The 13,190-nt window shown below is 65.7% G+C and carries 11 protein-coding genes; 4 read left to right on the top strand and 7 right to left on the bottom strand.

Annotation, left to right across the window (positions count from 1 at the left end; genetic code table 11):
* Positions 1-32: 32 nt before the first annotated feature.
* Together BRAGE_RS0133030 and BRAGE_RS0133025 are read right to left on the bottom strand one after the other, a co-directional pair.
* On the bottom strand, positions 33-920 hold the full coding sequence (locus BRAGE_RS0133030; protein ID WP_027561153.1) for a TauD/TfdA dioxygenase family protein: 888 nt from the start codon (positions 918-920) through the stop codon (positions 33-35).
* Positions 921-1,018: 98 nt separating this feature from the next.
* Positions 1,019-1,798, bottom strand: a complete 780-nt coding sequence (locus tag BRAGE_RS0133025; RefSeq protein WP_027561152.1) for an SDR family NAD(P)-dependent oxidoreductase — start codon at positions 1,796-1,798, stop codon at positions 1,019-1,021.
* Between the two features lie 97 nt (positions 1,799-1,895).
* Between BRAGE_RS0133025 and BRAGE_RS0133020 the strand changes: the two genes are divergently transcribed.
* Both BRAGE_RS0133020 and BRAGE_RS0133015 read left to right on the top strand, forming a co-directional pair.
* Entirely contained in the window at positions 1,896-2,633 is a 738-nt protein-coding gene (locus BRAGE_RS0133020) for an SDR family NAD(P)-dependent oxidoreductase (protein ID WP_027561151.1), read from the top strand.
* Positions 2,634-2,693: 60 nt separating this feature from the next.
* Positions 2,694-3,065, top strand: coding sequence for a CsbD family protein (locus BRAGE_RS0133015; protein ID WP_027561150.1), 372 nt, complete (start codon positions 2,694-2,696; stop codon positions 3,063-3,065).
* A 132-nt stretch (positions 3,066-3,197) separates the two neighbouring features.
* On the opposite strand, the gene BRAGE_RS0133010 is transcribed toward BRAGE_RS0133015, so the two are convergent.
* Both BRAGE_RS0133010 and BRAGE_RS0133005 read right to left on the bottom strand, forming a co-directional pair.
* The gene (locus BRAGE_RS0133010) at positions 3,198-4,904 is read right to left on the bottom strand and encodes an SGNH/GDSL hydrolase family protein (protein WP_027561149.1); all 1,707 of its coding nucleotides are present in this window, start codon (positions 4,902-4,904) and stop codon (positions 3,198-3,200) included.
* A 170-nt stretch (positions 4,905-5,074) separates the two neighbouring features.
* Positions 5,075-6,457: a lytic murein transglycosylase gene (locus tag BRAGE_RS0133005; protein WP_416207788.1), complete on the bottom strand. Its 1,383-nt coding sequence runs from the start codon at positions 6,455-6,457 to the stop codon at positions 5,075-5,077.
* Positions 6,458-6,665: 208 nt separating this feature from the next.
* Between BRAGE_RS0133005 and galU the strand changes: the two genes are divergently transcribed.
* Positions 6,666-7,541: a UTP--glucose-1-phosphate uridylyltransferase GalU gene (gene galU, locus BRAGE_RS0133000; RefSeq protein WP_027561147.1), complete on the top strand. Its 876-nt coding sequence runs from the start codon at positions 6,666-6,668 to the stop codon at positions 7,539-7,541.
* Between the two features lie 175 nt (positions 7,542-7,716).
* Here galU and BRAGE_RS0132995 read toward each other — a convergent pair whose 3' ends face one another.
* Entirely contained in the window at positions 7,717-9,213 is a 1,497-nt protein-coding gene (locus BRAGE_RS0132995) for a sensor domain-containing diguanylate cyclase (RefSeq protein ID WP_027561146.1), read from the bottom strand.
* Between the two features lie 153 nt (positions 9,214-9,366).
* On the opposite strand from BRAGE_RS0132995, the gene BRAGE_RS0132990 reads away from it, so the two are divergent.
* Complete coding sequence (locus BRAGE_RS0132990; RefSeq protein WP_027561145.1) at positions 9,367-9,630, top strand: DUF7662 domain-containing protein; 264 nt, start codon at positions 9,367-9,369, stop codon at positions 9,628-9,630.
* A gap of 174 nt (positions 9,631-9,804) precedes the next feature.
* Here the strand turns inward: BRAGE_RS0132990 and BRAGE_RS55220 are convergent, their stop codons facing one another.
* Both BRAGE_RS55220 and BRAGE_RS0132980 read right to left on the bottom strand, forming a co-directional pair.
* Positions 9,805-10,062 carry a hypothetical protein gene (locus tag BRAGE_RS55220; protein ID WP_027561144.1) on the bottom strand — a complete coding sequence of 86 codons (258 nt, stop codon included), beginning with the start codon at positions 10,060-10,062 and terminating at the stop codon, positions 9,805-9,807.
* Between the two features lie 245 nt (positions 10,063-10,307).
* Positions 10,308-13,184 carry an EAL domain-containing protein gene (locus tag BRAGE_RS0132980; protein WP_027561143.1) on the bottom strand — a complete coding sequence of 959 codons (2,877 nt, stop codon included), beginning with the start codon at positions 13,182-13,184 and terminating at the stop codon, positions 10,308-10,310.
* Positions 13,185-13,190: the final 6 nt, after the last annotated feature.

Raw genomic sequence — 13,190 nt, 5'->3', positions numbered from 1 at the left:
GCGCTTGTCCGGGACGACAGGGTAGTATGTCGCTACTCCGCCGCCTGCTGCTGCACCGTCGGCTCGGTCCCCGCCACCGTCGCCCTGCGCATGTCGCGCGGCTGGGACTGGTCGTAGCGGCGGACGCGGTGCATGGTCTGGCGGTTGTCCCACATCACGAGGTCATGCAGCTTCCATTTGTGGACATAGACGAACTCTGCTTGCGTCGCATGCTCGTTGAGGTCGCGCAGCAGCAGGCGTCCCTCCGGCATGCTCATGCCGACCACCTTGCCGGCGTGCGATGACAGATACAGCGACTTGCGGCGATGCACCGGATGGGTGCGCACCAGCCGTTGCAGCACTGGCTTGAACATCTCCTTTTCTTCTTCGGTATATTCGGTGAAGCCGAGCGATCCCCGCGAATACATCAGCGAGTGCTCGCAGACGAGGTCCTCGAGCTCCGCCTTGATCTCGTCGTCGAGCGCGTCATAGGCCGCGCGCATGTCGGCGAATTCGGTGTTGCCGCCCTTCGGGTTCACCACGCGCGCCGACAGCAGCGAGAACTTTGCCGGGATTGGGCGGAACGAGCTGTCGGAATGCCACAGGCAGTTGCCGAGATTGAACAGATGCGTGCGGCTGTCCTTGGCCAGCGGCTTGCCGTCCTTGCCGAGATTGGAGACGTCGTTGAGGCCGGACTGCAGCCGGTAGTCCTTTTCCTTGGTCACGGTGCCGCCGCGCGCATCCTCGCGCTGGCCGAAGTTGAGCGCAAACGCCATCTGCTGCTCGTCGGTGATGTCCTGGTCGTGGAAGACCAGCACCGCGTACTTGTCCATTCCCGCCTCGACCTCGCGCGCCTCGTCCGGTGTCAGCGGCTTGCGCAGATCGAGGCCCGAAACCTCGCCGACAAAATGCTTCTGAAGCTGCCGGATGGCGATCGTCATGGCGTTTTCTCCCGCTGGCTGCGAGCGGTTGGTCCCGCTCTGTCAGTGAAAAAGCTACTCCTGCACTCGGAGTTGTCAACGCGCGGCGCGCATAGCTCTCACGCGTTGCGCGCCATCAACCCGCCGTCGACTGGGATCACCGCGCCCGTGAGGAAAGACGCCGCCGGCAGACACAGGCTCAGCGTCATATGCGCGACCTCTTCGGGGTCGCCGTAGCGGCCGAGTGCCGTGCGGCGCTTGGCGTAGATGGTCTTGTGCTCCTCCGAGATGCGGTCGGTGATCGCGGTGCGGATCGGCCCCGGGCAGATGCAGTTGACCGTGATGCCCTCGCGGCCGAGCTCGACCGCGAGCGAGCGGGTCAGGCTCGCCACGCCGCCCTTCGCCGCCGAATAGGGGCTGTGCAGCGCGGTGGCGCCGAGCGCCTCGGTCGAGGCGATGTTGACGATGCGCGGGCTCTTCGACTTACGCAAATGCGGCAGCGCGGCGCGGATGATGCGCGGATGCGCCGTCAGCATCACGGCGATGCCCTTGGCCCAGGCGTCTTCATAAGTCTCGTCGTCGATCGGGACGCGTACGGAGATGCCTGCATTGTTGACGATGATGTCGAGTCCGCCGAAATGCGCGGCGACATCGCCGACGACGCGCTTGATCTCGCCGGCATCGGCGACGTCGAGCTTCCACGCCTTCGCCGCGCCGCCGCTCGCCGCGATCTCCTTGGCAACGGATAGCGCGCCTTGCTCGTCATAATCGGTGACGGCAACGTTCGCGCCCTCGGTCGCAAATACGCGCGCGGTCGCGCGTCCCATGCCGCTGGCGGCGCCGGTGACGAGAACGGTCAGGCCCTTCACCGACCGGCTGAGCTCTCTGGACTCGGTCATGCTGTTTCCTCGCAGCGTCTTGCTTGTTGTTATGATTGACAAGGCTGGCATCGATCCGCAGACAGGTCAAACAAGCAAAACAAGAAGGGAGGCCGCCATGGCGAACGAGCTCGATTTCTCAGGCAAGCAGGTGCTGGTCGTCGGCGGTTCCAGCGGCATCGGCAACGGCATCGCGCAGGCCTTTCGCGTCAGGGGCGCTAGCGTTGCGGTTTGCGGCACGCGTGCTCATGCAACGGAATATTCGGCGGCGGAAGGCTCCGATCTCACCGGTCTCGCGTACGCGCAACTCGACGTCAGCAATGCCGGTGCCATCGAGGCGTTCACGCCGTCCTTCGACCGGCTCGATATCCTGGTGCTCGCGCAGGGGGCGGTGATCTATCGCCGCGGCGAGTTCGAGATGAGCGGCTTCCGCAAGGTCGTCGAGGTCAATCTGATGAGCCTGATGGCGTGCGCAACGCGATTCCATTCCATGTTGCGGGACGCCAAGGGCGCGCTGATCATGGTGTCCTCGACCGCGGCCTATCACTCCACCATGGGCAATCCCGCCTACAACGCCTCGAAGACCGGCGCGGTCGGATTGACGCGCACGCTCGGCGAGGCGTGGGCCGAGGACGGCATCCGTGTCAACGGCATCGCGCCGGGCCTCGTCGACACCAAGATGACGAAGGTGACGACGGACAATCCCAAGCGGCTCGAAGGTGCACTTTTGCGCATTCCGCTGCGGCGATTGGGCACGCCCGCCGACATGGCGGGCGCCGCACTGTTCCTGGCCTCGCCGCTGTCGTCCTACATCATCGGCCAGACGCTGGTCGTCGATGGGGGACTCATTCTCTAACTCGCTGGAACCCCGCCGCGCCTGATCGGTTACTTGGGCTGACCCCCGAGGAGGAGCATCATGGACACGGATCGGATTGTCGGATCGGCGAAGGAATATGCCGGACGCGCGGAAGGCGCAGTCGGAGACATGGCAGGCGATGCCAAGACGCAGGCGTCGGGCAAGGCACGCGAAGCCGCAGGCACGGTGCAGAACCTCTACGGCCAGGCCAAGGATGCCGTGCGCGATGCTGCGGACACCGCGACGGGCTACGCCAAGGACGCCTATGAGAACAGCGGCGACACCTTCCGCGATGGCACACAGGCGCTGTCGAAGAAGGTGCAGGACAATCCGCTCGGCGCGCTGCTGGTCGCCGGCGGTATCGGCTTCGCACTCGCCCTGCTGATGTCGCGCCCCGCACGTCGCCCGCCGCCGTCGCGCTGGCGCTATTGAGGCTGAGCGACCCGCCACGTCATTCCGGGGCGCCGCGTTTACGCGGCGGACCCGGAATCCAGATGTGACGGCACGAGATTCCGGGTTCGCGCTATGCGCGCCCCGGAATGACATCTGACATCACTCAGCAAGCTACCGGAAAATCTCGGCCGAGCGCCCGACATTGCCAGGCGGCCGCGGGATCGCGGGGTTGGGATTCGGATTGCGCGGCGCCGGCGCGAATTGACGCGGCGGTGGCTGCGGCGAGCCGAAGCCGAAGAAATCGCGAAATGATGGCGCGGCCTGCGCCGGCTGCTGTGGCGGTGCCGGCGGCTTCTTCGGCGCGAGCTTCGGCGGCGCGAGCGCGGCGGCGGCACCCGTGCCTGCCGAACCCGGGGCGGCACCGCCCTCAGGCGTCGTCGCCGCCATCGGCGTATCGCCCTTGGCCTGCTCGCGGCCGACTTCGCGGCGCGGCCAGGCATAATCGTCGGCGCGGCCTGCGGGCGCCGTCAGCGGCTCACCCTTCACCATCGTCTTGGCAGCGAGCGCATCGACGGCGGCGGGACGCGAGCCCGGTCCGCCCAGCAATTGATCGGTCGAGATCGAGGCCGCCACCAGCGGCACGATCGGGCCGGCCAGCGGCCGCGGCGCCGGCTTGCCGGGCTCGGCGCTGGTGTCGGGCGTCGCCGGCTCGCTCGGCAGCGCGATCGGGCCGGAGCGGCCCGCCAACAGGCGCGTGATCTCGCGCTCGACATAGTGCGCGAGCTTGCGCGCGCCGGCCTTGGTGAAATAGACGCCGTCACCGCTGCGCAGCTGGCGGATCTGGCCTTCGAAGTCCGGGCCCTTCTGGAGGAAGCGGCCGGCTTCGTCGACGAAGCCGTCCCAGACGTCGACATAGGTGATTCCGGCCTTGGCCGCGCCCTCGCGGTAGAGCGAATCCAGGAACAGCATGTCCGCCGTGCCCTTGGGGCCGCGGATCGCGGGCAGGCCGACCCAGAGCACCGGCACGCCCTTGGCCTTGAGGACGTTCGCGAGCTCCTCGATCTTCTTGCCGTAGAGTTCGACCCAGCGCTCGTCGCGGAATTCATAGACGCCGTTCGGATTGCGCGCCGTCTTTTCCGGCGCGGCCGCAGGCGTGTCGGCGTTGTCGGCATCATCCTGCGGCAGATCGGTGTCGGCCGGCTTGTCGTCGGGCTTGGCGGCGGTGTCCGGCTTGGCGTCGCCGGGCTTGGCCTCACCCGGCTTGGTTTGCGGCTTGGCGCGCGCGCCCTTGTCGTTCTTCTTGTCCTTGTCTTTGTCCGACTTGTCGACAACCGGCTCGCGGATCGAGATGCGGTCGTTGAGACCGAGCATGACGACGATGACGTCAGGTTTTTCGGTCTCGAGGATACCTCTGGCCGCCGCCGCCCAATCCGAGGGCTCGCCCTTCGGCTGGTACTTGATCAGGCCCGAGGTGGTCTTGTGCTTGCGGATCACGCCCATGTCGGGCTGCTCGGTGTAGGCGTCTTCGAGGCCATAGGCGAGCCAGTCGGCCATGGCATCGCCGATCACGAGCACGTTCTTGTCGGGCGTGGTGTCGCGCTTGGCTGGTGCCGGCGCGCGCGAAAAATCCTGACGCGGGGCCTGCTGTTGTGGTTGCTGGAACGGCGCGAAGAAATCACCGCCGAACCAGCCACCGCCACCACCGCCTTGACGCGGCGGCGGGGCCTGGCGTTGCGGTGGGCCGCCGAAGCCGGGGAAGTTGAAGAACTGCGCCGAGGCAGGTCCCGCGATCGAGACCAGGATCGCAAGCGCCGTCCCCAGCGCGATCAACGGGCCGGTCTCGGTCAGCGCCTTGAAGAAAGACTTTGGCTTCGACATGCGATCTCGGGCACGCGCAATAGGGATCGGGATAGGCTCGATATAATAACGGAATCAGGCGCCAAACGGGCAGATTCCGTCACAGATTCTTTGCCCATACACCGGGGAACTGCCGCCGCCGTCAAGGCTGCCAGCCAAAATCCCTGTTCAGGGTTACTTTCGGCGCGATTTTACCGCCCGCGCAACCGGTCCAGCACATCGGAGGAGGCAAACCCGTCCGCGGGGACCCCGATCGAGGCCTGGAAATTGCGCAGGGCTTCCCTTGTCTGGCCGCCGAACTGGCCGTCCGGGGTGCCCTTGTAGAAGCCGCGCTGGGCCAGCAGCTGCTGGAGCTCCAGCCGCTCGGTGCGGGACAATTCGCGCTCCTGGCGCGGCCAGGGCTGCACGAAGGGCTGGCCACCGCGCAGCCGATCGGCGAAATGGCCGATCGCCAGCGCATAGGCCTCGGCCGGATTGTACTTCATGATGACGCGGTAGTTCTGCAGCATCAGAAAGCCGGGGCCTTGCGCGCCCGCCGGTGCCAGCAGATAGGCCTTTTCCGCCGGATGTGGGAAGGGCTGGCCCGTCGCCCGCTTGAGGCCGAGCTTCTCCCATTGCGCGATCGTCATCGCCTTGGCGCGATCGGCCAGCATGTAGTTGAAGCCCTGCGGCACCACGACCTCGAAGCCCCAGGTCTGGCCCGACTGCCAGCCGTCCTTCTTCAGGTTGTTGGCGGTCGACGCAATCAGGTCGGTGGGATTGTCGACGACGTCGCGCCGTCCATCGCCGTCGCCATCGACGGCAAAGCGCTTGAACGCAGTCGGCATGAACTGGGTCGGGCCGAACGCGCCGGCCCATGAGCCGCGCATCTGCTCGGGCCTGAGATCGCCGCGGTTGAGGATCTCCACCGCGGAGAGAAACTCGTCTTTGAAATAGGCTTGGCGGCGACCGATGCAGGCGAGCGTCGCGGTCGATTGCAGCACGCTGCGGTCGCCCATCTGTGTCGAGTAGTTGGATTCGATGCCCCAGATCGCGGCGATGATGTAGCGATCGACGCCGTATGCCTTCTCGGTGGCGTCGAACTGCGCCTTGTATTTGGCGAGCACCTCGCGGCCCTTGGCGAGGCGGTTGTCGTTCACGAGGATGTCGAGATAGTCCCAGATCGATTTCGTGAATTCCGGCTGCGAGTCCATCAGGTCCATGATGCGCAGGTCGGGCGAGAGCCCGGCGGTGAAGCGCTGGAAATTCTCCTGGGTGATGCCGCGCCGTGCGGCATCGGGCCACATCCCGGCAACGCAATTGTCAAAATTGGAGGCCGCCTCGCGGATCGCTGCCGCCGTCATCAGCGGATGGCCGGAGGCGCCGTCCTCGCCGCTCCAAGGTTGGACTCCCGTTTGTACCCCGCCGGGGCCGGGCGGGGCCTGCGCGGGCGCCGGATTGGGGCCGGAGAAAATGCCGCCGAACAGGTTCGACAGGCCGTTTTGCGACTGGGCGTTCACGCTGGCCGGCAGCAGTATTGCAACTGCAACAATCACTCCGGTCAAAGATCCGGCACGTTTCGCCAGTGCTGCCATCGATTGCATCATGTCCTGTCCGTCCGGCCGAAAATCCGCCGTTCAAGAGGCCTGGCGACGGTTGCCAATAGCTTAACAAAGGTGAAATTTTGGTGGCTGATTTTTTCTTAACTCTGTGAGCGGGAGGCCCCACATCCGCCTTTGTTGGCGGCTGCAAACAGGCTAGCAAGATACCATTGCTCCCTTCCTCAGGTATTCGATCGATCCCATGAAGATTCGCAAAGCCGTATTCCCCGTCGCCGGCCTCGGCACCCGCGTGCTGCCCGCCACCAAGGCGATGCCGAAGGAAATGCTGACCATCGTCGACAAGCCGCTGATCCAGTACGTCTATGACGAGGCCAGGGAAGCCGGCATTGAGCACTTCATCTTCGTCACCGGCCGCAACAAAAATGTCATCGAAGATCATTTCGACAAGATGTTCGAGCTCGACACCACCCTGGCCGCTCGCGGCAAGAAGGCCGAGCAGGAGATTTTGGCGCAGAACCAGCCGGACGCCGGCGCCGTCAGCTTCACCCGCCAGCAGGCGCCGCTCGGCCTCGGCCACGCGGTCTGGTGCGCGCGCGACATCGTCGGCAACGAGCCGTTCGCGGTGGTGCTGCCGGACGAGCTCGTGCTCAACACGCCGGGCTGCCTGAAGCAGATGATCGAGATGGCGTCCTCGCTCGGCGAGAAATCCAATGTGATCGCGGTCGAGGCGGTGCCCGACCATCTCACCCATCAATACGGCATATGCGGCATCGGCAAGCGCAACGGCAAGATGTTCGAGGTCGACGGCATGGTCGAGAAGCCGGCCAAGGGCACCGCGCCCTCCAACCTCTCGATCACCGGCCGCTACATCCTGCAGCCCGAGATCTTCAAGATCCTGGAGACCCAGGAGCGCGGCGCCGGCGGCGAGATCCAGCTGACCGACGCCATGATCGGCCTCGCCAAGACGCAGAAATTCTACGGCGTCGAGTTCGAGGGTGAGCGCCATGATTGCGGCTCCAAGCCCGGCTTCCTCCGCGCCAACATCGCCTACGCCCTGAAGCGCCCCGAGCTGCGCGATGGGCTGATCGCGGAGATGAAGAAGTATCTGGGGCAATAGTAGTAGCCCCATATTCCGCCGTCGTCCCTGCGAACGCAGGGACCCATACCGCGGAATCCATCGATCGCGTTCGGTCGCAGTACCGAACGACGAGTCTTCGCCAAACCACTCCCTGGGGTTATGGGACGACACCGATTTTGAAGCGCGCGTTATCGCCTCATAACGACAGCGCGCCTCACGCCACCAGCGACAGCTTCGGCAGGCTTGCCACCACCGACTGGTTGCGCCCGCCCGCCTTCGCCGCATAGAGCGCCTTGTCGGCCGCGGCGACCAGGATCGACCAGTCCATGCCGCTCGCCGGCACGAGGCTGGCGATGCCGCAGGACACAGTCGATGTCGCCTGGTCGTCGGACCAGCCCTGCACCTTGGCGCGGATGGTCTCGGCGACCTTGAACGCGTCGGTGGCCGAGGTGTTCGGCAGCAGCACCGCGAATTCCTCGCCGCCATAACGCGCGGCGCAATCGCCGGCGCGGCTCACCGAGTCCGAGATGCAGATGGCGATGCCGACCAGCACCTGGTCGCCGGCCTGGTGGCCGAACGTGTCATTGTAGGCCTTGAAGTGATCGGCATCGATCATCAAGAGCGCGATCGACGTCTTTTGGCGCATCGCGCGCCGCCATTCGACGTCGATGACCGAATCGAACTTGCGGCGGTTCTTCAGGCCGGTGAGCGCATCCGTCGTCGCCATTTCCTCGAGCTTGCGCTCGGCCGTGGCGCGCCGGCCGATCTCGCGCGCGAGCACGAGCGTCGATGCCAGCATGAACAGCGCCAGCGCCAGCACCACGGCGCCGATCCGAAACGCCTCCTTCTGCCAGAGCGCGAACACCGCGGCGAGCGGCTTGCCCGCCACCACGAACAGCGGACCGTTGTCGCCGCTGCGGACATAGAGTCGCGGAGTCGGATCGACCGGGCCTTGTCCCGAATAGGCGGTGCCGATGCGGAGATTGTCGGCCTTCCAGGTCTGCCTCTCGTTCAGGTTCTTGCCGATGATGTCGAGGTCGAACGGCCGCCGCATCATGATGGTGCGGTCGCGCTTGAGCACGGTGATGGTGTCGTCGGGATCGAGGCTCAGCCGCTCGAACAATTCGTGGAAATAGCTGAAGCGGATCGAGCCGGCGACGACGCCCATGAAGCCGCCGTCGTTGTCGCTGATGCGCCGGCTCAGCACGATCGAATAGGCGCCGCGAAACAGCATCGGCCGGCTGATGAAGAGCCCGGCACCGGGATTGTCGCGATGGACCGTGAAGTAATCCTCCTCGCCGCGGTTCTCCGGCAGCGGATCGAGCGTGGAGGCGTCGATGGCCAGCCGGCCCTCGGCATCGAACACCTGGATGGCGCCGAAATGCTTCGCCGTGGTCGCATGGTCGAACAGGATCAGGTGACGGATCGGCTTGGAGACCGTGGCGAGCTCGGGCAGCAGCATGTTGCCGGCGACCGCCTTCAGCGACAGATCGTAGATCTCGATGTTGCGGCTGATGTCGGACTCGATGGTCGTCGCGAGGTTCTCCAGCGTCTGGCGGGCGAGCGCCTCCTCGCCGCGGCGCATGTCCAGCATGACGTTGACGCAAATGGCGGAAAAGCCGATCACCGTCACCACGGACGAGATGATCAGCAGCTTCGCCGAAATGCGCCACGGCCGGCGGGCCGTGACTTCGCGCCATCCAGACAGCATCGCTCGCTCCCGATCCTGATGGATGCGCCCGAAAGCTTGCGTAGTGTTTAAGCCGCGACGGCGAAGCCGCGATGAGTTAAGAATCGGTTTAATGGGCTAGCGTTTTTCGGCAGGTCTCGCGTGACGAGACCCAGCCCGCACGAGAGGACGATTGTGAACGACTACGATGCGTTGCGCGACTATCTGATGCGGCAGAAGCAGGCCGAATTCGTCCTGACATTCGAACAGATCGAGGAGATCATCGGCGCGGCCCTGCCGCGCGCGGCGAACCGCGCCTCGTGGTGGGACAGCCTGCGCAGCCCCGACATCCAGATGCCGCAGCGCGAAGCCTGCCTCGCCGCCGGCTTCGTGGCGACGCGGATGCCTGACGGACAGAGCGTGCGGTTTACGAAGCGAAAGAACGACCGGCGCCGGTAGTACGGCGAGTGACACTGCTGCCTCTCCTCTGGAGGGGAAGGTCGTTTCGCAGCGCGACAGTATCGTAGGGTGGGCAAAACGAAGCGTGCCCACCACTTCAGTTGTGATGTTGGGTCGTGGGCACGGCGCAAGTGCGCTTTTGCTCACCCTACAGTACTGGTCAAACCAAGGCCTTCATTGGCGCCACCGGGACCAGCGTTCATCATCGGCGTGTGCTCGTATCAGACATCTGGTCGTCTGCTGGTCGCAGGCGCGCATGCAGACGTTCTGGCGGCCCCTGAAGTCACCGGCCCCGCCGGTGTAGATGGCACATGAGCCGATGCAGTTTGCGCCTCGATCCTCGCATCGTGCCGCCGTCACGGCTTCGGCCGACGAGGCGAGGAACATTCCGGTGCCTATGAGGGTGATCGCGTAGAAAAGGTGCCGGTTCATCCGTATCTCCTGAGAAGGACGCGCTTGGTCTGCTCATCCCAGCCGTTGCGCTTGACGCGTGCGGGCACACCGAGAACGACGTGGCGAGCCCAGCGGCCTCGATGACGAAACCGTTCTGGATCGAATGCTGCGCGCCATTTTTCGCGGCGGTTGAGCCGCGGACCATTGATCTGGATCAAGCAGGGCCTGATCGGGCACCTCACCCCGCGCGCTGCGCGGACGGCCCCAAGAAGGGGAGAGGTGGGTTAGCTCGCCGCTTCCAGCCGCACTTCCGTCAAAAAGCGCATCGCCGCGTCAGCGTCCATCGGCTCGCCGAAGGCAAAGCCCTGCGCGTATTCGCAGCCCATCTGGTAGAGCTCGACCGCATCGGAATCGGTCTCGGCGCCTTCGGCGACGACGTCCATGCCGAGATCGTGCGCGAGCGCGATGATCGACTTCAGGATCACCGGACGGGTGCCGCGGCTGGTGGTGCGGACGAAGGACTGGTCGATCTTGATGGTGTCGAACGGGAAGCGCTGGAGATAGGCCAGCGACGAATGGCCGGTGCCGAAATCGTCGAGCGACAGGCCGGTGCCGAGCTCGCGGATGCGCGTCAGCATTTGGGCTGCGTGCTCCGGATTCTCCATCACCAGCGATTCCGTCAATTCCAGCTTGAGCGTGCCGCGCGCCACCGAGGAGCGCGACAGCACGGTGCGGACGTCGTGGATCAGGTCGTGCCGCAGCAGCTGCCGCGAGGAGACGTTCACGCTTGCGAAGATCGGCTCGCGCGAGCGCATCGCGCGCTGCCACACTGAGAGCTGCTTTGCGGTCTGGTCGAGCACGAACATGCCGAGATCGACGATCAGGCCGGTCTCTTCGGCGATGGTGATGAATTCCGACGGCGCCATGCGCCCGAGCTTCGGGTGATCCCAGCGCGACAGCGCCTCGAAACCGGCGATCGAACGATCCTCCAGCCGCACGATCGGCTGGTACAGGATGGTGATCTCCTGCCGCTCGATGGCGCGGCGCAGCTCACTCTCCAGCGTCAGCCGGTCGGTCTTCCGGGCGCGCATGGCGGGCTTGTAGACGTCGATGCGGTCGCCGCCGATGCGCTTGGAGTGATACATCGCAAGCTCGGCGTCCTTGATGATCTCGTCCGTGAGCTGAACTTGCGGATCGGAGAGCGCAAGACCGATTGAAGCCGTCAGGAAGATCTCGCGGTCGTTGAACGCGATCGGCGCGCGGATGGTCTTGCGGATGGTCTCGGCGAAGGCGGTGATGCGCGCCGGGTCCTGCTCCGACAGCAGGATCAGGCCGAACTGGTCGCCGGCGAGCCGCGCCAGCGTGTCCTGCGGCTTCAGGATGCGGGTGAGGCGGCGGGCCAGCGTCAGCAGGATGGAATCGCCGACCGCGATGCCGACGGAATCGTTGACCTGCTTGAAGCGGTCGAGGTCGATCACCATCAGCGTCGGGCGCAGCGTCGGCATGGTCTTGGCGAAATGCGCGACCGCGCCGAGCCGGTCCATGAACAGCTTGCGGTTGGGCAGGCCGGTGAGGTTGTCATGCACGGAATCGTGCAGCAGGCGTTCCTCAGCGTTGCGCAGTTCAGTGACGTCGGTGAGCGTGCCGACCACGCGCGAGACCTCGCCGTCCGAGCCGACCACCGGGCGCGCCTTCAGCGCGAACCACATGAAATGACCGTCCGGCGTGCGCAGGCGGAAGTCCTGGACGAGCCGGCCGCGGCGCTGGTCGAGCACGCTGTCGAGCGCGGCGCGGAAACGGTCCTGGTCGAGCGGATGCAGCACTTCGAGCCACGATGCCGCCGGGCCTTCCAGCGTACCGCGCTTGAGGCCGAGCAGGGCTTCGGTCTCAGGGCTGGTGAACACCTTGTCGGCGGAGACGTCCCAGTCCCAGATCAGGTCGCCGGAACCGGCCAGCGCCAGTGCGCGGCGCTCGATGTCGGAGACGACGCCGGTGCTGGCGCCGCCGCCGGCAAAGGCGTGCTGCATGACGGTGAAGCCGATCAGCATCACGATCAGCACAAGGCCGCCGAGCAGGGCAGGGCCGACGATGTCGTTGGTGACGGAGCCCGCCACCGTCATGCCGGCCGCGACCACCCAGACCACCAGGAGGAACCAGGTCGGGATCAGCAGCACGGCGCGGTCGAAGCCGTGGGTGGAGAGATAGACGATCAGCGCAAAACCGGCGAAGGCGATCAGCACCAGCGAGATGCGGGCGATGCCGGAAGCCACCGCCGGGTCGAACAGCGCGAGCGCGACGAGGGATCCGAGGAACGCCAGCCAGCCCACCGTGATGTGCGAATAGCGCACATGCCATCGACTGAGGTTGAGATAGGCGAACAGAAACACCAGCAGCGTCGCCGCCAATATCGCTTCACCCGCCGCGCGCCAGATGCGCTCGGCGTTGTTCGACATGTCGAGCACCTTGCCCCAGAAGCCGAAATCGACGCCGATATAGACCAGCACCGCCCAGGCCAGCGCCGCGGCGGCCGGGAACATGATGCTGCCCTTCACCACGAACAGAATGGTGAGCACCAGCGCCAAGAGGCCGGAGATGCCGATCACGATGCCCTGGTACAGCGTGAACGAGTTGACCTTGTCCTTGTAGGCTTCCGGCTCCCACAGATAGAGCTGCGGCAGCTTGTCGGTGCGCAGCTCGGCGACGAAGGTGATGACGGCGCCGGGGTCGAGCGTGATGCGGAAGACGTCGGCGGTCGGGCTTTCCTGCCGCTCCGGCCGGTCGCCGGTCGAGGGCGTGATGGTCGCGATGCGCGACAGCCCGAGGTCGGGCCAGAGCAGCCCCGAGGAGACGATGCGGTAATGCGGCGCGACGATCAGGCGGTCGAGCTGGTCGTCGGTGTTGTTGGCGAGCGCGAACACCACCCAGTTCACGCCACCCTCGCGGGCGCGCACCTCGATGCGGCGGACGATGCCGTCGGTGCCGGGCGCGGTGGAAACCTGGATGCGGTCGGCATCGCTGCGCTGATGCTCGAGCACGCCGGTGAGGTCGATCGCGGGCGCGTCGCTACGGACGCTGACAGCATCGAGCGCGCGCGCAGGATACGCGGCGACAAGAATCATGAGGCCCAGCGCGATGGGCGCGAGGCACCTGATCAGACGCAAGGTCAG

It is taken from the genome of Bradyrhizobium genosp. SA-4 str. CB756, from assembly GCF_000473125.1.
In the GTDB taxonomy this organism is placed as follows: domain Bacteria; phylum Pseudomonadota; class Alphaproteobacteria; order Rhizobiales; family Xanthobacteraceae; genus Bradyrhizobium; species Bradyrhizobium arachidis.
Note: the sequence above shows the minus strand (reverse complement) of the source record. Positions and strands in the feature narration are given on the sequence as shown.

Coding starts and splice junctions, on each gene's coding strand:
- BRAGE_RS0133020 (WP_027561151.1), top strand. CDS start 1,896: ATGGCGAACGAGCTCGATTTCTCAGGCAAGCAGGTGCTGGTCGTCGGC.
- BRAGE_RS0132995 (WP_027561146.1), bottom strand. CDS start 9,213: ATGCTGTCTGGATGGCGCGAAGTCACGGCCCGCCGGCCGTGGCGCATT.
- BRAGE_RS0133005 (WP_416207788.1), bottom strand. CDS start 6,457: ATGGCAGCACTGGCGAAACGTGCCGGATCTTTGACCGGAGTGATTGTT.
- BRAGE_RS0133015 (WP_027561150.1), top strand. CDS start 2,694: ATGGACACGGATCGGATTGTCGGATCGGCGAAGGAATATGCCGGACGC.
- BRAGE_RS0133025 (WP_027561152.1), bottom strand. CDS start 1,798: ATGACCGAGTCCAGAGAGCTCAGCCGGTCGGTGAAGGGCCTGACCGTT.
- BRAGE_RS0133010 (WP_027561149.1), bottom strand. CDS start 4,904: ATGTCGAAGCCAAAGTCTTTCTTCAAGGCGCTGACCGAGACCGGCCCG.
- BRAGE_RS0133030 (WP_027561153.1), bottom strand. CDS start 920: ATGACGATCGCCATCCGGCAGCTTCAGAAGCATTTTGTCGGCGAGGTT.
- galU (WP_027561147.1), top strand. CDS start 6,666: ATGAAGATTCGCAAAGCCGTATTCCCCGTCGCCGGCCTCGGCACCCGC.
- BRAGE_RS55220 (WP_027561144.1), bottom strand. CDS start 10,062: ATGAACCGGCACCTTTTCTACGCGATCACCCTCATAGGCACCGGAATG.